The following is a 19,800-nucleotide window of genomic DNA, read 5'->3' on the forward strand; positions in this document are numbered from 1 at the left end:
TGCGCTCCTTCCAGCCACTCCGGTGGAGTCAGGCGGGCGGCATAGCCGAGGGCACGCATGCCCGCAGTATGCGGCCTGAACACCAAATCGACTGTCTTCAACGACCAGGCATCTCTCCGGTGAACGCACATGGCTTATGCCGCGTGGAGAAAGGGGTCCGGAGCGGGTTTGCCCTCCCGGACGTCCTCGCGCTGAAAATACTGCCGGAAAACCCCGGCAGCAGGCCCGCTATGCCCAAGGTTTTCTCGAGCCAGGCATGACTGCTGTTGGAGGCAACGCAGGTCGCCAGGAGTATGCGCGAAAGGCCTTCTCAACTCCGGCCACGGTTGCCAGTTCCCGCCCAAAGGCGTCGCGCACCACTGCTGGTACTTGAGCTCCCAGCCGGGGGAAGAACGCGTCCGAGAAAAGACACCAGTTCATTGTTGAAATGGGGCGATGGGCGCCCCATGAAGCGGCTGACATTTCCTCTTGGCTGAGGTTCCAGACGTGGTCGGCGAGCACCCTCTGGTACACCTTCATGCTGAGCACCTCGCCGTCTACGAGGGTTTCGTCGCAATCAAAGACGACCAAGTCAACGCGGTCATTTATCACTATTACTCCTCTCCGAGAGTCAACCCTCCCTCGGCACTGAGCGGACGGATCCTTCCGGACCCGTAAAAAATCTGTCGCTCTTTCTGTTGACACCTGACGCATGTGATGCTTACCTCGAATAAGACATCAGTCAGGTGCCATAGGATGTCTGACAGCCTACCAAGAGAGAATCCAGAAATGCTTAATTTTGATCAGGACCGCTTCGTTGCCATCCAGAAGGGCTCCGTTGCCGTAGCCGAGAAGCTAGACGCCACGGTCCGGCAGTGCCTTGACGATGGAGCCGAAAACCTCTTCTTCCTGGGAGCCGGCGGCGTGATGTTCCTGACCCAGCCGGCGTTGCGACTGCTGCAGACCAGGTCCACCTTCCCCGTCCACTACGAGATGGGCGCCGAACTGGTGGAAACGGACTCCGTACACCTCGGCCCCAAATCCCTGGTGATCATGCCGTCCCTGTCCGGGACCACGAAGGAGGCCATCGCGGCCCTGGAGTTCGCGAAGAACAAGGGTGCCACCGTCATCTCGTTCACCGGCCACTCAGACACGCCGATCGCGCAGAAGGCCGACTACAACTTCACGAACTTCGCCGAGGACGACACCTCCTCGGAAATGTTCTATCTCCAGACCCTCCTGGTCGCACTGTCGGTAATGCGGCACCGCGGAGAATTCGACCGGTACGAGGAAACCGTTGCAGAGCTGCAGACCCTCCCCCGGCTCCTGGTCGATGTCAAGGAGTCCTTCGAGGAACGGGCCGCCGCGTTTGCCGCGACCATAAAAGACGAGAAGTACCACATCATCACCGGCGCGGGGTCAACCTGGCCGGAAGCCTACTACTACGGCATGTGCATCCTCGAGGAGATGCAGTGGATCCGCACCCGTCCGGTCCACGCCTCTGATTTCTTCCACGGCACCCTGGAACTTGTGGAAGAGGGCGTCAGTATCATCGTCTTCAACGGCGAGGACGAGAGCCGTCCGCTGACCGAACGCGTCCAGCAGTTCGCGCCACGTTTCACGGACAAGGTGCATGTCTTCGACACCAAGGACTTCGACCTGCCGGGCATTTCCCCCGAGACCCGGGCACTGATTTCCCCGGTCCTGCTCGCAACGGCATTCGAACGCATCAGCGCACACCTCGAGGTCCTGCGTGATCACCCGCTGACCACCCGCCGCTACTACAAGAAGCTGGAGTACTAGGCCTGCGAAAGCGCGCCGGGTATCAAGGAAAGGCCCAATTATGAAAGCACTTTTCAAGGCGGTCGCAGCCGCCGGCATCGTGGCCGTTGCGCTCACCGGCTGTGGCTCCAGCGGCACTGCCCAGCCGGCCGCGGCACCGGCTGCCGACCTGTCCAACGTCAAGTACGAGGGAAGCGTCAGCGTCATCACCCGCTACGCCGGAGGAAACGCGGCCTTCTTCGAAAAAATGGCCAAGGACTACGAAGCGGCACACCCCGGGGTCAAGGTCAACCTCCAGCAGGAATCGGACCAGGGCTACAAGGACAAGATCAAGACCCTCACCGCCTCCCAGAGCGTGCCCGATGTCTACTTCTCCTGGGCCGGGAATTACGCGGAACAGTTCTACGACAACGGCCTGGCCCTGGACCTTACCAACGTCATCGCCCCCCAGACGGAATGGGGCTCCACCATGGCCCCGCAGGCACTGGAGGCCTTCACCAAGGACGGCAAGACCTACGGTGTTCCCCTTGGCCTGGACGCCAAGTACATGCTGTACAACAAGAAGCTCTTCTCCCAGGCCGGCGTGAAAGTGCCGACCGACCTGGACGGCCTCCTGGCCGCCTGCACGGCTTTGAAATCCAAGAACATCACTCCGATGTCCTTCGGCAACAAGGATGGCTGGCCAGCGATCCACTACATCACCCAGCTCAACAGCTACAACGTCCCGGCCGGGACGCTGAACAAGGACTACAAACCGGCCACTGCCTCTTTCGAGGATCCCGGCTACAAGCAGTCCCTGGACCAGTTCGCCCAGATCGTTGACCGGTGCACCACGACCGGCAAGACGGCCAACGGTGCCGACTACTACTCCGAACGCGACGCGTTCGGCCAGGGCAAAGCAGCCATGTTCTACGTCGAGAACCTGGAGTTCGCCGCCGCGGCGCCCAAGGGCAGCAAGGCCGAGGCGGACGGCTACGACCTCTTCCGGTTGCCCGCGCCCGCGCAGGCTAAGGGCGACACCAAGGCCCTCACCGGGGCCCCGGACGGATTCCTGATCAACTCCAAGGCCAAGAACCCCGCCCTCGCTGTGGACTTCATGAAATTCGTCACGAGCAAGCAGAACGCCGAAGTCCTCGCATCCACGATCGGCTTCCCAAGCCCGGTCACCGGTTCCCTCAATGAGCAGAACTCCACGCCCCAGCTCCGTGCGAGCATCGAGGACCTGCGGAAAGCCAGCCGCCTCTCGGTCTGGCTCGACACGGTCACCGTGCCCGGTGTCGCTGAGGCCTATCTCTCCGGCGTCGAAGGCATGATCAGCGGCACGAAGACGTCCGAGGACGTCATGACTGCCGTGAAGGCCGCGTCGGATCAGGCCAAGTAACGTGTCCACCACCCAACAGAAGACGTTCCCGCCGCCCGGGCTCAACACCCCGGCGGCGGGGACGGCCCTCCCCCGCCGCCGGAAGCCTGCCCGTAAGAAAAACGCCTGGCCCGGTCTGATCTGGGTGCTTCCAGGCCTGGTCACCCTGTTTCTATTCGTCTACTACCCGCTGGTGCTGAACTTCCGCTACAGCCTGGAGACATCGAACATCTTCACCGGGCAACAGCGGTTCGTCGGCCTGGACAACTACGCCCGGCTCGCCGCTGACCCGGTCTTCTGGAAGGCGCTGGGGAACAACTGCCTCTACGCCGGGATCTCCATTGTTTTCCAGGTGTTCTTCGCCCTCGTCCTTGCCTCGCTGATCGAGAACCTGCGCAACGAACGCTTCAGGACGATCCTGCGGTCCATTTACTTCCTGCCGTCGGCGATTTCACTGACCGTGACGGGACTGCTGTTCGCCTTCATCTACCAGCCCCAGGGAGGCCTGCTCAACGGCCTGCTGAACGCCGTCGGCCTCGAGTCCCTGCAGCAAGCCTGGCTCGGCAACCCCGACACAGCGATGCTCGGGGTCATCATGATGAGCCAATGGCAGGGCTTCGGATACTGCACGCTCCTCTTCGCCGTGGCCATCCAGCGGATCCCACGCGAATATTACGAAGCGTCAGCGCTGGACGGGATTGGCCCGGTCCGCCAGATCTTCTCGATCACCATTCCCCTGGTCCGCGAAATGACCGGGCTCATGATGATCGTCACGATCTCCGGCGCGTTCCAGGTCTTCAACGAAGTCATGGTCACCACCTCCGGCGGCCCCGACAATTCAACCCAGGTGCTCGGCACATGGCTTTACCGCAGCGGCTTCATCAAGAACGACTTCGGCTACGCCGCCGCCATCGCCACCGTCATCTTCGTCATCACCCTGGCCCTGGCCCTCATCCAGGTCCGTTACACGAACAAGAGGAGAGTCTGATGACCAGCCCAACACGCTTGTGGCCCATCATCGGCCGGCTCGTCCTGACAGGTTTCCTGCTCGGACTGGTCATCGTTGTCCTCTACCCCCTGCTGTGGATGGTCATCAGCTCGATGAAATCCAACTCAGAGATACTCGGGAACCCGTTCGCCTGGCCGACCAGCCTTGACCTCAGCAGCTACGGCCGCGCCATAGACAAGGGCGTCGGTACGTATCTGTTCAACAGCGTCCTGGTGACAGCCCTCAGCGTGGTCTCCACGACGCTGCTCAGTGCCTGGGCGGCCTTCGGGCTGACCAGGATCAACATCCCCTTCAGCAAACCCATCCTGATGATCATTGTCGGCGGGCTCATGCTGGCCCCGACGGTCGCCCTTGTCCCCTTGGTGAAACTCATGCAGTCATGGGGGCTGTATGACACCTACTGGGCCTTGATCATCCTCTACACGGCCTTCCGCGTCCCGTTCACCACCTTCCTCATCCGCTCCTACATGATCGACCTTCCGATCGACGTCGACGAGGCAGCAGTCCTGGACGGCGCCACCCGGCGCCAGACCTTCTGGCGCGTGACCATGCCCATGTGCACCCCCATCATCGTCTCCGCCGTCATCCTCCAGGTTCTCTTCGCCTGGAACGAGTTCCTGTTCGCACTGATCTTCATCGGATCCGACACAGTCAAGACGCTCCCCGTAGGCCTCGCCACGCTCTCCTCGCGCGCCGTGACGGACTTCCCCTCCGTCTTCGCCGGAATGACCATCGCAGCCGTGCCGATGATTGTGCTCTTCATCCTCGGACAGCGCTACTTTGTCCGGGGACTCGCCGAAGGCGTCGGCCGATAGCGGCCCCGTCGGCCAGCAGGCACACACCATGACCAGAGAAAGGAACCCGAAATGACACCAGCACTCCCCATGCTCGGGGCGATCGGCGACAACACCATCGACCAGTACTTCGGATCCCGAAACCAAAGCTTCGTTGGCGGCAACGCGCTCAACGTCGCCATGCAGTTCAGCCAGCTCGGGCACACCACCCGCTACGCCGGAGCCATCGGTCCCGACCAGGACGGGCACCGGATCCGCCAAGCCCTGGAAGAAAACAATGTCATCACCGACGGTCTCGTCGTCCTTGACGGCGTCACCTCAATCTCCAAAATCCGGGTCATGCCGGACGGTGAACGGCTCATAGAATTCGAGGACTTCGCGGTCTGCGCCGACTACAAACCCGACAGCCAGGAACTGGACGCCCTCGCCGAATGCGCCTTCGTCCACATCGGAATGAGCCCTTTCGCCGACGAAATCCGCAAAGAACTCAGCCGCAGGGGCGTGCGGATCAGCCAGGACTGCGCCGTCAGCACCGGGTACGACCTCCTGGACGTTGCCTTCTGCTCAGCCGGCGATAACCTGGACGGCGCCAGGTCGATGGCCGAGTCCGCGATCGACGGCGGCGCACGCCTGGCCGTTGTCACCTGCGGGCCGGCGGGAAGCATCGCTTACGACGGGACGACGTGGACCCGACAGCACGCTGCCCCGATCGACCCGGTGGACACCACGGGAGCCGGCGACAGCTTCATCGCCGGATTCATCGCCGCCCTCGCCAGCGGCCAGGACCTCCAGTCATGCATGAAGGCCGGAGCAGCCCAGGCAGCCCGGACCTGCATGCACTGGGGCGGCTGGCCCCAGAAAGGGCAATAATGGAAAAGCTCCGACCCGGCTGAAGCAAGACCGGCCCGAGTCCATGCACGGACCAACAATTCCAGACACAACGACAGCAGACTTGAGGTTTTCACGATGACGACGTCCCTGAACCAACCAGCGGCCGACCCGCAGACGGTCCCGGTCGGGGGCCGCGGCCTGATGTCGGTCCAGGTCCGGGACCGGCTCATCGCGCACTTCCGTGAGAACGGCACCAAACCCGGTGACCAGATCCTGAGCGAACCCGAGATAGTGGAGTTGTTCAAGGTCGGCCGGAGCACTGCCCGCGAGGCGGTAAAACTGCTCGAACATGAAGGACTGGTCGAGGTCCGACCGGGACTTGGCCGGTTCTTGACGTCGTTGGCGACCGCGACCGTCGACCGTCCTGTCACCCGGTTCGAATCAGTGACCGAACTGCTTAAAAGCCTCGGATACGACGCGCAGACGCTGGTGCTCTCCGTTGAAGAACACCAGCCTGATGCCGTCGAGCGTGAAGCCCTGCAACTCGCCGAAGGCGAGACCGTCGTGCGGTTGGTCCGGCTCCGTTCCGAAGGGGAGGAACCGCTGATCTTCAGCATCGACACCATCAGCAGATCCAGGATCCCTGGCCCGATCAAATACGTGGACTGGAGCGGTTCCGTCTCCACCTTCCTCCGCGACCAGGGATATCCGCTCTCGTTCTCCGCGGCCCGGCTTCAGGCCGTCAACATGCCCGCAGACCTGAAGCAGCGGTACTCACTCGAAGGCCACGACCCGTGGTTCCTGATTACCGAAACAGCCGTCACCGCCAGTGGTGAACCCGTGCTGTACGCCCAGGACTATCACCGCGGGGATACGTTCAGCTTTAACGTCCTCCGCCGCTGACGGTCCCCCACCGCTCCACCCCGTCGGCCAGCTCCATGCAGCGCCCACATGGCCGAACCGTCTCTGCCGTCCCGCCGCACTCCCGCGCGCCCGGGCGACACTTGCTTGCACCCGAAATGAGGCACCATGTCCAACCACAAGCAGTTCCAACTCCGCCCACCCGTCATCGCCGCGGACGCTGACCAGTCCTACTGGCTGCAGTCCACCCGGGACCTGGACGACAGCCCGGCCCCTGCACTGCACGGGCCCAGCAACGCCGACGTCGCGATCATCGGCGGCGGCCTCACCGGACTCTGGACAGCGATCCGGATCCTCGAAGCCGACCCAGATCAAAAAGTGACGGTCCTCGAAGCCGACATCTGCGGCTCCGGAGCCTCCGGACGCAACGGCGGCCAGATCCATTCCTGGTTCGAAAGCCTGGACCGGCTGACCTCCGTCACCGGGCCGGAGGAAGCCCTGCGCCTGGCCCACGCAACCAGGGAGGCCATCCAGGAACTGAAAGCACTCCAGGACGCTGGCGAAATCGACATGGACCTCAGGCTCGACGGATGGATCTGGAGTGCCAGCTCTCGGGCCCAGGAACAGGCCTGGGAACCCGCCCTCACACGGTGCGAGGAGAACGGTGCCGCACCGTACCGTCGGCTGGACGCCGCCGAACTCAACCGCAGGACCGGCTCCAGCGTCCCGTACACCGGCGTGGTCGAAGAAATGGCCGGATCACTGAACCCCGGCAAACTCATGCGCAATCTCAAGAAGTACGCGATCCGCAAAGGCATCACCATCCATGAGCACACCCCGGCACTGAGCATCACCCCCGGCAGCCGCGCACGCATCCAGACCCCCGGGGGCGAACTCTCCGCCCCCAGGGTCCTGATCGCCACCAACGCCTGGGCATCCTCCATCCCCGAGCTCCGCCGGAAAATGTACGTCGTCGACAGCCAGGTCGTCGTGACCGAACCCATCCCCGACCAGCTTGACGCACTGGGCTGGAAAGCCGGGGAAGCAATCTGCGACGCCCAGAACCAGGTCCTCTACTACCAGCGAACCCCTGACGGGCGCGTGGTGTTCGGCCGGGGAAGCGGCGGCACCATCGTCGGTGACCGCCTCGGGGCCAAGATGAACCGCCACCCGCGATGGGTCAAGGACAGCATCAGGGAACTCGGCCGTGTCTACCCCAGCCTCAAAGATGTCAAAATCGACTACGACTGGCTCGGACCCATCGATTGCGTCCCCGCCCACGTGCCGATGTTCGGCAATCTCACCGGTCACAACAACATCTTCTACGCCGTGGGCTGGAACGGCACCGGCCTGGCCCAAATCCCCGCCTGCTCCCGCGTCCTCTCCAGCATGGTTCTCGGTTTGGATGACCAATGGGCGCACAGCAAGCTGATCAACCAGGCCACTGCGAAAAGCCTTCCCCCGGAACCGATCAGATTCATCGGCGCCACGATCGTCCGGGCAGCCCTGATACGGAAGAACGCCGCAGAAATACGGGACAGGAAGCCCGGCATCCTCACCGAAGCCGTGGTCCGGCTTATGCCCAAGGGAACCACCGAACACTAATCTCGCCGCGCCCCTGCAGCCGCGCGCCCACCCGGTGAGGCGATCTACTTCCACACCGAAGACAAGGACTGACCATGTACCGCCTGACAGGCTCCAGACGTTCCTACGACTGGGGATCCACAACCTCCATGCCCGAATTTCTGGGAGGCGAACCCGACGGGACACCCTTCGCCGAACTGTGGCTCGGTGCCCACCCGACCGGCCCCGCCACCGTTGACACACCCACCGGCACCGCCCGACTCGACGAAATCATCGAGGCAGACGCCACCACCCACCTGGGCCACGAAGTCCAAGCCAAGTTCGGGCGCCTCCCCTACCTGCTCAAACTGCTGGCCCCGGTACGCCCCCTGTCAATGCAGGTCCATCCCTCCCCCGAGATGGCGAAGGCAGGCTTCCACGATGAGGAATCCCGCGGTGTGCCACTGGCAGACCCGGCGCGCAGCTTCAAGGACGAACACCACAAACCCGAAATGGTGTACGCCCTCAGCCGCTTCGAAGGACTCGTCGGTTTCCGGACCAAAACCCAGGTCCAGAACCTCTTGTCGCGCCTGAACGGACCCGCCACGGCCGCTCTCGACACACTGACCTCCGACGACGACTCGGCCCCTGGCCTCCAGAACACGCTCCGCCAACTCCTGCAGCTGAACACCACGGACGTTGAGCACGTGGTTGCAGGGTGCCGGGAACTGGCCGCCACGAGCTCCGACCCCGAAGAACGCACGGCATATGGCACAGTTGACGAGCTGGCCCGCTTTTACCCTGGAGACGTGGGGGCGGTCGTTTCCCTGCTCCTGAACCGAATCGTCCTGGAGCCCGGACAACTGGTCTTTCTCGGCGACGGCACCCCGCACGCCTATCTCAGCGGATTCGGGCTGGAGCTCATGGCAAACTCCGACAACGTGCTTCGCCTCGGACTGACCTCCAAACACATAGACGGCGATGCCATGCTCGAAGCGCTGGACTTCACTTCATCCGGCTACGACGTGGAATCCGCTCCCAAGGGCGCCGTCACGCACGTGTTCGCCCCGCCGGTCCCCGAATACGCGCTCTCCATCAGCCAGCCTGAGCATATGGACGTCCCGCACACCTTGCCCGGTGACGGACCCCGAATCCTCATCTGCGTGGATGGAACTGTACACGTAATGACCGACGGGGAACCCCAAGGACTGACGCTGAACCGCGGCGAATCAATCTTCGTCCCCGCCGCCGACGGCCCCCTCACCATCAAAGGCTCCGGAACGGCCGCACAGGCCTTCGTCCCTGAATAAACAGACGCCAGGGGGCGCCCTGCACTACGCGGGCGCGTCCTGCGGCGCCCCGCACTTTCACGCAGAAACAGGTCGAACAGATGAGAACTGGAATCCTCACCAGCGGCGGCGACTGCCCCGGGCTGAACGCGGTAATCCGTGGCGCCGTCCTCAAGGGCATCGCCATTCATAGCCACGAATTCGTCGGATTCCGCGACGGTTGGCGCGGCGTGGTGGAGGGTGACATCATCGACCTCCCCCGGACCAGGGTCCGGGGGATCGCCAAGCAGGGCGGCACCATCCTGGGCACCTCCCGGACCAACCCGTTCGAGAACGGCGGTGGGCCCGACGTCATCAAGGCCCACATGGACAGGCTGGGGATCGACGCCATCATCGCCATCGGCGGCGAGGGAACCCTCGCCGCCGCCCAGCGGCTGACGGATGCAGGGCTGAAAATCGTGGGTGTTCCCAAGACCGTGGACAACGATCTCGACGCCACCGACTACACCTTCGGTTTCGACACCGCGGTGCAGATCGCCACCGAGGCCATCGACCGGCTGCGGACCACCGGCGAATCCCACCACCGCTGCATGATCGCCGAGGTCATGGGCCGGCACGTCGGCTGGATCGCACTGCACGCGGGCATGGCCTCCGGCGCCCACGCCATCCTCATCCCGGAGCAGAAGGTCAGCATCGAACAGATCACCAAATGGGTGACCGAGGCCCATGACCGTGGCCGTGCCCCGCTCATCGTTGTGGCCGAAGGGTTCGTGCCGGAGCACATGGAATCACCGCACTCCGAGCGCGGGCTGGACACCTTCGGCCGTCCCCGGCTGGGCGGCATCGCCGACCAGCTGGCCCCGGAAATCGAAACCCGGACAGGCATCGAGACCCGCGCCACCATCCTGGGCCACATCCAGCGCGGCGGCGTCCCCTCCGCTTTCGACCGCGTGCTTGCCACCCGGTTGGGCATGGCCGCCGTCGACTCTGTGGTGGAGGGCCGCTGGGGCACCATGGTGTCGCTGAGCGGCACGGACATCGACCATGTGGGCTTCGAAGCCGCGCTGGGCAAGCTCAAGACGGTCCCGCAGCACCGCTACGACGAGGCCGCGGTCCTCTTCGGCTAGAGCTGAGGCCGATGGACCAGGGACGGACAGCACCAGACGTCAGTGGCCGGGAGTCAGCAACGACTGAAGCGTTCTGGCCGGAAAGTCTCCAGCATCGGGTGCTTTTGGCCCGTGAGAATTTCGAATGAGAGCAGTTCTCCGGCGATGAGTCCGACGGTTGCGCCGGAATGGGAGAAGGCCACGAAACAGCCCGGCAGCTTTTCCAGCTCTCCGAAAACCGGTTCGCCGTCTCCCGGGATCGGCTTTCGGCCGATTTTCCAGCTGGCGGGGGTCAGCTGCGGGTTTCCGACGAGGAGCCGGGAAGCTTCCTCTGTCAGTTCCTGAATAATGTCTTCCGCAAGCGAGAAGGTGCCGTCGGCTGCTTCCACGATCTGTTCCTCGTACCACCCGTGATCGATGGCGAGGCTGCCGCCGGGGTTCGGTCGGACCGCGGCGCGGGGGGTGTTGAGGACGGCTTTGGGGCCTGCGTCGGCAGGTTCGGTGATGACGAGGGCGGAGACGGGCGATCCGTCCGCGATGTAGACGTCGTGCTCTTCAACAACGGAGGGTGTGGCCGCACCACAGGCGACAACAATCTTGTCGGCGGCGTATGCGGTCCCGTCCTGCGTGAGAATGCCCCCCGCCTTTCCTTCCGCTGCAAGTACCCGTGACGTGCCGGCGTTGGTGATCAGTTCGCCGCCGCGGGCCACGAATTCGTCCATGAGGTAGTCCACCAGATGCGGCAGGCTGACCCATCCTTCACCCGGGTTGAAGACGGCGACGTCGGAAACGGCGGTCTCGTCGATCGCCGGTGTGAGAGCGGATACCTGTTCGGGTTTCACCAGGACAGAGTCGTAGCCGTGGGATTGCTCGTACTCATGCCGGGCTTCTGCCTTGGTTGCCTCCCCTGCCGGTGCCCAGAACAGACCACCGTTGAACTGCAGCCATTCCCTTGCGGGATCTGCTGCGAACAGCGTTCGGTAGCGGTCGATCCCGGCCATGCGGAGGTGATGATATGCATCGGACCGCTTTCCGGCCGAGTTCAACCAGGACAGGGAGCGTCCCGTTGCGCCGCTGGCGAGCTCGCCTTCGGTGATGAGGACTACGGAGGCCCCGCGGCGCAGGAGATGCACGGCCGTGGAAACGCCCAGGATGCCTCCGCCCAGCACTGCGACATGGGTTTCGCTCTGTGGAGAAGTCATATTCTTTCCTTCGCTTTCGTGAGTTCGAATAGATGCTTATGTGTCGGCGCCGCGCCCCGTCTTTGTTCCGGCCATGCCGTTGCCGCCGTCGCCGACTTCGTAGATCCAGACGGCTACTGACCCGGCGGCAGGAGGGATAATCTGGCCTTCACCCAGCCAGACGGTGACGTTCTGTCCGCCCGCCTTGGCGGCCCAGGTTCCCGAAAGCGGGCAATGACTTCCGGTCGTGGCCATGAGCCGGGTGGGCGCCTTGTGCCGAGGCTGAACCAGCAAGCGGCCGTCCGGCGGTTCATTCACTGGCAGTCTCCCGGGCAGGGGGCGGGCGCCCCCATCAGTCCGTCTCCGGACGTACACAAGCAGGACAGGGCGCGGACTGGTCGAAGTGTCCGCACCCGTGCCGTTCACTTACCTGGACCGGGCGCACGTCGTCCGTAGGCGTGGCGACGGAGGATCGGTTTCGTCTTTTCAAGGATCAGAGCCTTCTGAATAGTAACTGGAGCCGCCCGTATGGGGAACGTTCCCAATAGCTGCTTGTTTGAAGGTACAGCTTGACTGACGCGGGCGTCAATAACCTTTTGTGGTGGCCGAGCAGTAGGTGAGAATCCGCATCGACGATCTTTAGAGCGGAGGTTTGAGAACGATCCCAAAAACTCTTGACGTGTGATCCAGCTCATGTCACACTCGAATGCAGATCGCCCGATGGGAACCTTCCCAATCGGAGCACCCGGGCGACTAAAGACCTCTACATCAGCAGCCGCAATCACTGGCATGCAGACAGGCAGGACCAAACCAATGAGCTTACGAATCGGTGTCGACACCGGAGGTACGTTTACCGATCTCTGCGCGTTCGACGAATCCACGGGACAGGTACATGTCCGTAAGGTTTCCTCGACGCCGGATGACCCGGGGCGCGCCATCATCCAGGGTGTTCATGAATTGCTGGGACAGATTGGCGGACGGAACATCGGGGAGATCAGCTACTTCGCCCATGGGACGACCGTGGGTACCAACGCCCTCCTGACCGGCCGCGGCGTGCGCACTGGCCTGATCACAACCAAGGGCTTCAGGGATCTGCTGGAGCTGGGCCGCGGACGCCGGCCGCACATGTACGATCTCCAGGCGGACAAGCCCGAACCGTTCATCCCGCGCGATCTGCGCATGGAGGTCAATGAACGCGTGCGGCACGACGGCCGGGTGGAGATTCCCCTGGATCACGATGAGGTCCGGGCCGCAGTTCGGGAGCTGAAGGCCCAGGGCGTCGAATCGATTGCCGTCTGCCTTCTCTACAGTTACGTGCGCCCGGAGCACGAGCGTGAAATCGGACGGATCGTCGCCGAGGAGTTCCCGGAAGCCTACGTCTCGCTTTCCAGTGACGTCCTGCCCGAGTTCCGGGAGTTCGAGCGGCTCTCAACCGTTGTGACCAACGCCTACGTGGGACCGGTCGTCGCGAAGTACCTGGCACGGCTCCGGCGGAACCTCGCGGACGCCGGTCTGCGGTGCCTGCCGCATGTAACCCAGTCCAACGGCGGCATCATCCCGTTCCCGACGGCGGAAGAACTCCCGGTCCGGCTTGTCCTGTCCGGCCCGAGCACCGGCGTCGTCGGAGCGGCGGCCATCATGACGGCCGCCGGCAGCCCGGACATCATCACCTTCGACATGGGCGGCACGTCCTCGGATGTTTCCCTCGTCCAGAACGGCACCCCGAAAGTCACATCCAGCATGGAACTGGACGGCCGTCCCATCCGCTCTCCCATGCTCGATATCCACACGGTCGGGGCAGGTGGCGGTTCAATCGCCTGGATCGACAGTGGAAACCATCTGCGCGTCGGCCCGGCCAGTGCCGGGGCTTTCCCCGGACCTGCCTGCTACGGCAATGGCCAGGAACCGACGGTGACCGATGCCAACGTCGTCCTGCAGGTCCTGAACCCTGACTACCTGCTCAACGGCCAGCTGAAAATTGATGCCCAGGCCTCGCACCGCGCCATCAAGGCCATTGCCGATCCGCTGGGCCTCACGGTGGCCGAGGCTGCACAGGGCATCATCCGGGTTGTCACCGCCAACATGGCGCGGGCCATCCGCGTCATCTCGGTACAGCGCGGATACGACCCCCGCGACTATGTCCTTGTCCCGTTCGGCGGCGCAGGTCCACTGCACGCGTCCCGCCTGGCCACCGAACTGGGAATCAACAGAATTATCGTTCCCGAGACACCCGGCGCCCAGTCCGCCCTGGGACTGCTGATGACCGACATCCGCAGCGATTTCATGCGGACCAAGATCATCCCCGTCACGCCGGAAGCAGCCGCCGGCTTCAGCCAGGTCTTCGCCGAACTCACGGAGCAGGCTACGGCCTGGTTCACGGAGGAGAACATCGAAGAGGACCGTCGAAGCCTGTTGTGCCGCATCGAAATGCGCTACGCCGGACAGAACTACGAACTTCCCGTCGATGTCCCCGACGGTGTTCTGGATGGGGAGTCGATCAACTCGCTGATCGAAGGCTTCCAGAGGGCCCACGACCGGATGTACGGCTACAGTGCCCGCAACGAAATCGTCGAAGCCGTGACCTTCCGCGTCCAGGCCATTGCGACCGTTCCGCGTGCCGACCTGCGGCGTTCAACCGTGGAAGGACGGAAGCCCGAAGACGCCGTCATCGGGTACCGGGACGTCTTCCTGCCGGAAAAGGGCGACTACGTCCCGTGCCCCGTCTATAACCGTTCCCTCCTGGACGTCGGCCACCGCATCGCCGGACCGGCCGTCGTCGAACAGATGGACACCACCACCCTTCTCTTGCCTTCGGACGTCTGCGTCGTGGACGACCTGCGCAACCTTGTCATCGAAATCCGAAGGAGCACCAGTGAATAAGCCGCTCACAGCCGATCCCGACCGCCTGGACACCGTTCTGGTTGAGGTCATCGGCTCCGCACTGTCAACCATCGTCGAGGAAATGGGCGGCACACTCGTCCGCGCCGCCTACTCCACCAACATCAAGGAACGCAGGGACTGCACCGCCGGGCTCTTCGATGCCGCCGGACACGGGATCGCCCAAGATGAAGGCGGGTCCCCCCTGCACCTCGGTTCACTGATGGGCATCGTGGACGGGATCCTGTCCCGCTACCCCCTCGAAGAGATCACCGACGGGGACACCTTCATCGGCAACGACCCCTACAGCGGTGGCGGGTCGCACCTGCCCGATATCGTCCTGGCCACTCCCATCTTCATCGACGGTGTGCTTACCGCCTGGGCCGCCAACCTCGCCCACCATGCCGACTTCGGTGACCGCGGCCACGCCCACATCTTCCAGGAGGGCCTGCGGATCCCGCCCGTTCGCCTGATCCGCGCCGGGGTACTGCAGCAGGAAATGCTCAACCTGATCCTGCTCAACTGCCAGGTCCCCCACGAACGCCAGGCCGACCTCCGGGCCCAACAGGCAGCCAACCGGCTCGCCTGCCAGCGGTACAAGGACCTCTGCGACCGTTACGGCCGGGAAGTCATGGTCGCAGCCGCCGCCGAACTGCTGGACTACACCGAACGCAGAACCCGCGCGGCGATCAGCAACATGCCGGACGGCGTCTACTCCTTCACCGACAAGTTCGACTGCCCCGAGCTGGACAACGAACTCGAACTGCAGATCCGGATCACCGTTTCCGGGGATGAGATCCTGTTCGACTTCGACGGCAATCCTCCACAGGTGAGGGCCAGCGTCAACGTTGTATGGACCGCGCTGTATGCGTCCGTCTACTACTCCCTCAAGAGCCTCATCGACGCCGACATCGTACCCAACGCGGGACTGTACCGCCCGGTCCGCATCCAGGCACCGGCGGGATCGATCATCAACTGCCAGGAACCCGCGGCCGTCAACGGACGCAGCGAGACCTGCCAGCGCATCGTCGACCTGGTCCACGGCGCCCTGGCCGAGGCCGTCCCCGAACGCGTCACCGCAGCCAGTAACGGAGCCAACACCGGTGTGCACTTTTCCGGGAAAAGCTCCCGCACAGGCAAGGAGTTCGTCTACCTCGAAACCATCGGCGGCGGCTGCGGAGCACGGGCCACCAAGGACGGACTCGACGGCGTCCAGGTCCACATGACCAACACCTCCAACCTTCCCGTGGAGAGCCTCGAAGCCGAATACCCACTCGTCATTGAGGCCTACGAACTGATCCAGGACTCCGGCGGGGCGGGCCGCAACCGCGGAGGGCTCGGCATCCGGCGGGCGGTACGGGTCGAAGACCCCAATATTCACTTCTGGCTCGACACCAGCCGGCAGAAGTCCCAGCCCTGGGGCCTGGACGGAGGACTCCCGGGAGCCAGTGCGAAAGCCGTGCTCAACCCGGAAGCGCAGCCCATCGACCACGGCTACACCGTGCTCCAACCCGGGGACCGCGTCGCCATTGAGACAGCCGGTGCCGGCGGTTACGGTTCACCCGCGCTCCGGGAGGCGGAGCAAGTCGCCCGTGACCTGGCCGAACAGAAAATCTCCGAGGCCTACGCCCGCCAGGCATACCCCGACCAGATGCGGGACCTCACGAAGCCCGACGGTTCCTGACCGGGACCGGCCGGTGGGCAGCACCACGGGCTGCCCACCGGCCCGCCCAGCATCACATTGCACCAAGGCGCACCCACTCTTCACCTCCCGTGATGGCCAGATGCCGGCCCGGCAAAGACGCCGCGCGCAGGAATCCTTCCGCTGACGCCGCGAGGCTCAGCCTTCATCCCAAAGGAAAAAAAGACATGTCTGATAGCAGGACACCGGAAACCGACCTCCTGGCGGCACCGGCAGCACGGCGGCGAATCTTTGCCTCCACCATGCTCGGAAACGTGGTCGAATACTACGACTTCACGCTCTACGGAACCCTGGCAGCAATCATCGCCACCCAGTTCTTCCCCTCCGACGACCCCACCGTCGCCCTCCTGGCCGTGTACGTCGGCGTCGTTCTCTCCTACGCCATCCGCCCCATCGGAGGCATCATCCTGGGCCCCCTGGCTGACATCAAGGGGCGGAAATTCGTTCTGATTCTCACCATCGCCCTGATGAGCATCGGCACGGCAGGGATTGGCTTCCTGCCCACCTACGCGGCCATAGGCGCTGCCGCACCCGTACTGCTGCTGCTCTCCCGACTCCTTCAGGGCATCGGAGCCAGCGTCGAATACACAACGGCAGCAAACTTCCTCTTCGAACATGAACGCGGCCGCCGTCCCAACTTCATCGCCGGAGTGCTGAACTCCACGGCCTCAGTGGGTTCCTTCCTCGCAGCAGGGCTGGCCTACGTTCTCAGCATCGCCATGCCGGCAGACGCCTTCACCTCCTGGGGATGGCGCATCCCGTTCCTGCTGTCGATCCCCATCGCCCTCATCGGCGTGTACATGCGCAACCACCTGAGCGAGACCCCGGAATTCCAGGAAGTCGTCCGCACAGTTGCAGCCGAGAAGGTCAAGCAAACTCCGCTGCGCACCGCGATCCGCCTCTACTGGTCAGACATGCTCAAGGCCATCGGGCTGGGCGCTGGGCAGAGAATCGGTTCCTACACCATCCAGGCCTACTTCGTCACTGCTCTGATCACCGCGGGATTCCCGGCTTCCCAGGCCCTCCTGGCCTCCATGCTGACCTACCTCGTCGGCCCGATCACCAGCATCTGGGGCGGCCAGCTCTCGGACAAGTACGGCGCCCGGCGTGTACTGCTGACCGGATACGGGCTCTTCGTCGCCCTGACCGTTCCGGCGTTCTACGCCATCGGCAACAAATCCATCCTGCTGGCCACCGCCGCCGTCATCGTCTTCACCCTCATCAACAACCTCATCGCGGCACCCCTGAGCGTCGCCTACGTGCTCAGCTTCCCGCCCGAAGTCAGGGCGACGGCAGCAGCCCTGAACTTCAACATCGGCACCTCAGTGATCGGTGCCACCGCAGGACTCGTCGCCGTCTGGCTCTTCTCCATCACCGGGTCCAACGTCTCCTTCGGCTGGTACACCACCGCTGCCTGCATTGTGTCGATCTGCGTCACGGTCTTCGCCCTGCCCGCGGCACTCCGCCGGACGCAGCCTGCCAAAACGGCGGTAACAGTCACAGCCTGATCAGTAACCGGGCCGGGGCGCGCACGCGTCCCGGCCCTTAGCCTGTCCAGCCCAGTAAGCAGTTATCACTCAGCGGTCAAGAGTGTTTGGGTGGCCTGGCGGTGGAATCCCGCACGATCAAACGGCCACTCAGCGTCCGGTCTCCCCGGCGGTCCTGCGCCGCACCGATAGTCAACAGCAGCTCCTCGGTGGCCGCCATCCCGAGCTGATAGCTGGGCTGGTCCACGACTGTCAGCCTGGGACGGACCAAAGTCGCCCACTCCTGATCATCAAACCCGATCAGCGACATATCTTTCGGGCACGAGATCTCCATGTCCTGCAAAGCGGCAAACGCCCCGGCGCTCAGCTCGCTGTCGGTACAGTAAATCGCCGTCAACCCCGGGTTAGTCCTCACCAGCCTCTTGGTCGCCTCGTACGCCGCGGCCTTTGCATAGGCGCTACGTGCGACGTACTCGTCGCGGTAGCGAATCCCGGCGCCGCGGAGCGCATTCACATAACCGACCAGACGGGCTCCGCTGGGCCGCAGGTGCTTACCATCCTGGCCGCTGCCGGGCTCCCACCCGGCCGGCATCAGTGCCTCCGTGACAATCCCGATGTCCCGGTGTCCTAGATCGATGAGGTGGTTGACGGCAAGGCTGGAAGCCTCCACGTGATCCACGGAGATGTAGGAAGCGGCCTTTACGTTCGGCGCTGGCCTGTCCAGCAGCGTCACGGCTATGCCCTGGCCCTCGAGCCTTTCCAGATGGTCCGTTTCCTCTGTCGAAACCGGTGCCACAACAATCCCGTCGACGCGCTTACCGGCCAGAAGTTCAACGGCACGGCGCTCCAACGCCAGATCACCCTCGGTGCTGCTCAGCAGAACCTCATAGCCTGCTTCGCGTGCTGCGGTGGAAATACCCCGCATCGCAACGGCGAAAAAGTGGTTTCCGACATCAGGTATCACCACGCCAATGGTGCGCGTTCGCCCGGTAATCATGCTGCGGGCAAGAGCATTGGGCTGGTACCCCAGTTCATCCGCCGCTTTCTGGACCAGTTCCCTCGTCTTGGGACTGACGGACCCATACTGGGCCAGCGCCCGGGCAGCCGTTGATTTCGACACACCTGCCCGCAGGGCCACATCAATGATGGTGGCCGGAGGAAGCGGTGGACGGCTCACGTGGTTCCTCTCCTCACGATGTTTCGGCGCTGCATACGAGGCCGCCGTAACAACGCTCTCCATAAATTGGGATCGTTACCATCCTCTCACGGCCGCCCGCAAGGCTAGTTAGCTCCGTGGTGTGGCGACAATTTGACCTTGGAAAACCACGAGTTTACGGAGGGACATCCACTGCCAATCCCCAGTGATTCGGTCGCCCCTGTCTCGGGTGAACGTCTTTCAACTCGCCTGTTGAAAAACCTGCGGGAGCAGGTGGGGCCGCCACTCCCCCGCAGCCTACCCATGGCTCGTTATCCGGGTGGGAGAGCCGGCCGCCTCCGAGCACGCCCGTCAGGAAGCCCCCAAAGAACCCTGACAATCATGCAGATACCCGGGGGGCCCTGATATTAACAGGTGTGGAGCAAAACAGGCAATCCCACGGGATGGCTCCCCAACTCCCAAGGTCATGCAATTTCAACCCGAACTCACCATGAAGACAAGAAGAAGAACGTCATCAAAAGCTCAGGAGGAGGAGCGGGATGAGCAACCAACGTCGAGCAGAACAGAAATTTATCCCCGATTGCCCTCGGCTCATGTTGCCCAGGCCAACCGCGACCATGAACAGGTACCAACGGACAAAGGTCAACTATTAGAACAAGGCCCCGAAGGGGCCCAAAAGTTAACAATTTGCGCGCACTCAGAGACTAAGAGGCCCCTGGGCAGGGAAACACGTGCCCGGGGTGGGACTCGAACCGGCCGCTCCCCCTGAAAATCACCCCCTCTTTCGAAAACCTCCCCCATCCGGCAGCCAAGTCCGATGCTG

The 19,800-nt window shown here is 63.5% G+C and carries 15 protein-coding genes; 12 read left to right on the plus strand and 3 right to left on the minus strand.

Annotated features, from left to right (window positions below; all coding sequences use genetic code 11):
- Nucleotides 1–768 precede the first annotated feature (768 nt).
- The 9 genes from ABIE00_RS13950 to ABIE00_RS13990 all read left to right on the plus strand — a co-directional run bounded on the left by ABIE00_RS13950 (nt 769) and on the right by ABIE00_RS13990 (nt 10,595).
- Nucleotides 769–1,782 (plus strand): SIS domain-containing protein, encoded by a 1,014-nt coding sequence (locus tag ABIE00_RS13950; protein WP_354261178.1) that lies wholly within the window; start codon nt 769–771, stop codon nt 1,780–1,782.
- 40 nt (nt 1,783–1,822) lie between these two features.
- Nucleotides 1,823–3,142: an ABC transporter substrate-binding protein gene (locus ABIE00_RS13955; protein ID WP_354261180.1), complete on the plus strand. Its 1,320-nt coding sequence runs from the start codon at nt 1,823–1,825 to the stop codon at nt 3,140–3,142.
- Nucleotide 3,143: 1 nt separating this feature from the next.
- On the plus strand, nt 3,144–4,109 hold the full coding sequence (locus tag ABIE00_RS13960) for a carbohydrate ABC transporter permease (RefSeq protein WP_354261182.1): 966 nt from the start codon (nt 3,144–3,146) through the stop codon (nt 4,107–4,109).
- Nucleotides 4,109–4,945: a carbohydrate ABC transporter permease gene (locus ABIE00_RS13965; protein ID WP_354261184.1), complete on the plus strand. Its 837-nt coding sequence runs from the start codon at nt 4,109–4,111 to the stop codon at nt 4,943–4,945. The genes ABIE00_RS13960 and ABIE00_RS13965 overlap by 1 nt, the downstream gene beginning before the upstream one ends.
- A 51-nt stretch (nt 4,946–4,996) precedes the next feature.
- Nucleotides 4,997–5,794 (plus strand): PfkB family carbohydrate kinase, encoded by a 798-nt coding sequence (locus tag ABIE00_RS13970; protein ID WP_354261186.1) that lies wholly within the window; start codon nt 4,997–4,999, stop codon nt 5,792–5,794.
- A gap of 96 nt (nt 5,795–5,890) precedes the next feature.
- Nucleotides 5,891–6,658, plus strand: a complete 768-nt coding sequence (locus ABIE00_RS13975; protein WP_354261188.1) for a GntR family transcriptional regulator — start codon at nt 5,891–5,893, stop codon at nt 6,656–6,658.
- Nucleotides 6,659–6,784: 126 nt separating this feature from the next.
- The gene (locus tag ABIE00_RS13980) at nt 6,785–8,221 is read left to right on the plus strand and encodes an NAD(P)/FAD-dependent oxidoreductase (protein ID WP_354261189.1); all 1,437 of its coding nucleotides are present in this window, start codon (nt 6,785–6,787) and stop codon (nt 8,219–8,221) included.
- Between the two features lie 74 nt (nt 8,222–8,295).
- Nucleotides 8,296–9,489: a mannose-6-phosphate isomerase, class I gene (gene manA, locus ABIE00_RS13985; protein ID WP_354261191.1), complete on the plus strand. Its 1,194-nt coding sequence runs from the start codon at nt 8,296–8,298 to the stop codon at nt 9,487–9,489.
- An 80-nt stretch (nt 9,490–9,569) separates the two neighbouring features.
- Nucleotides 9,570–10,595, plus strand: a complete 1,026-nt coding sequence (locus tag ABIE00_RS13990) for a 6-phosphofructokinase (RefSeq protein WP_354261193.1) — start codon at nt 9,570–9,572, stop codon at nt 10,593–10,595.
- Nucleotides 10,596–10,648: 53 nt separating this feature from the next.
- On the opposite strand, the gene ABIE00_RS13995 is transcribed toward ABIE00_RS13990, so the two are convergent.
- Both ABIE00_RS13995 and ABIE00_RS14000 read right to left on the minus strand, forming a co-directional pair.
- On the minus strand, nt 10,649–11,776 hold the full coding sequence (locus ABIE00_RS13995; protein ID WP_354261195.1) for an NAD(P)/FAD-dependent oxidoreductase: 1,128 nt from the start codon (nt 11,774–11,776) through the stop codon (nt 10,649–10,651).
- A 36-nt stretch (nt 11,777–11,812) separates the two neighbouring features.
- On the minus strand, nt 11,813–12,073 hold the full coding sequence (locus ABIE00_RS14000; protein WP_354261197.1) for a hypothetical protein: 261 nt from the start codon (nt 12,071–12,073) through the stop codon (nt 11,813–11,815).
- Nucleotides 12,074–12,568: 495 nt separating this feature from the next.
- Here ABIE00_RS14000 and ABIE00_RS14005 point away from each other — a divergent pair, with 495 nt between their 5' ends.
- The 3 genes from ABIE00_RS14005 to ABIE00_RS14015 all read left to right on the plus strand — a co-directional run bounded on the left by ABIE00_RS14005 (nt 12,569) and on the right by ABIE00_RS14015 (nt 17,842).
- Entirely contained in the window at nt 12,569–14,635 is a 2,067-nt protein-coding gene (locus ABIE00_RS14005) for a hydantoinase/oxoprolinase family protein (RefSeq protein WP_354261199.1), read from the plus strand.
- Nucleotides 14,628–16,316 (plus strand): hydantoinase B/oxoprolinase family protein, encoded by a 1,689-nt coding sequence (locus ABIE00_RS14010; protein ID WP_354261201.1) that lies wholly within the window; start codon nt 14,628–14,630, stop codon nt 16,314–16,316. Before ABIE00_RS14005 ends, ABIE00_RS14010 begins: the two co-directional genes overlap by 8 nt.
- Nucleotides 16,317–16,501: 185 nt before the next feature.
- Nucleotides 16,502–17,842, plus strand: a complete 1,341-nt coding sequence (locus tag ABIE00_RS14015; RefSeq protein WP_354261203.1) for an MFS transporter — start codon at nt 16,502–16,504, stop codon at nt 17,840–17,842.
- 76 nt (nt 17,843–17,918) lie between these two features.
- Here ABIE00_RS14015 and ABIE00_RS14020 read toward each other — a convergent pair whose 3' ends face one another.
- Entirely contained in the window at nt 17,919–18,998 is a 1,080-nt protein-coding gene (locus ABIE00_RS14020) for a LacI family DNA-binding transcriptional regulator (RefSeq protein WP_354261205.1), read from the minus strand.
- Between the last annotated feature and the right edge of the window lie 802 nt (nt 18,999–19,800).

Source organism: Arthrobacter sp. OAP107 (assembly GCF_040546765.1).
Classification (GTDB): Bacteria; Actinomycetota; Actinomycetes; order Actinomycetales; family Micrococcaceae; genus Arthrobacter.

Excerpts from the sequence above, each read along its gene's own strand:
- ABIE00_RS14015 (WP_354261203.1), top strand. The coding sequence starts at position 16,502 with ATGTCTGATAGCAGGACACCGGAAACCGACCTCCTGGCGGCACCGGCA.
- ABIE00_RS13955 (WP_354261180.1), top strand. The coding sequence starts at position 1,823 with ATGAAAGCACTTTTCAAGGCGGTCGCAGCCGCCGGCATCGTGGCCGTT.
- ABIE00_RS13950 (WP_354261178.1), top strand. The coding sequence starts at position 769 with ATGCTTAATTTTGATCAGGACCGCTTCGTTGCCATCCAGAAGGGCTCC.
- ABIE00_RS13995 (WP_354261195.1), bottom strand. The coding sequence starts at position 11,776 with ATGACTTCTCCACAGAGCGAAACCCATGTCGCAGTGCTGGGCGGAGGC.
- ABIE00_RS13980 (WP_354261189.1), top strand. The coding sequence starts at position 6,785 with ATGTCCAACCACAAGCAGTTCCAACTCCGCCCACCCGTCATCGCCGCG.
- ABIE00_RS13970 (WP_354261186.1), top strand. The coding sequence starts at position 4,997 with ATGACACCAGCACTCCCCATGCTCGGGGCGATCGGCGACAACACCATC.
- ABIE00_RS13975 (WP_354261188.1), top strand. The coding sequence starts at position 5,891 with ATGACGACGTCCCTGAACCAACCAGCGGCCGACCCGCAGACGGTCCCG.
- ABIE00_RS14005 (WP_354261199.1), top strand. The coding sequence starts at position 12,569 with ATGAGCTTACGAATCGGTGTCGACACCGGAGGTACGTTTACCGATCTC.
- ABIE00_RS13965 (WP_354261184.1), top strand. The coding sequence starts at position 4,109 with ATGACCAGCCCAACACGCTTGTGGCCCATCATCGGCCGGCTCGTCCTG.
- manA (WP_354261191.1), top strand. The coding sequence starts at position 8,296 with ATGTACCGCCTGACAGGCTCCAGACGTTCCTACGACTGGGGATCCACA.
- ABIE00_RS13990 (WP_354261193.1), top strand. The coding sequence starts at position 9,570 with ATGAGAACTGGAATCCTCACCAGCGGCGGCGACTGCCCCGGGCTGAAC.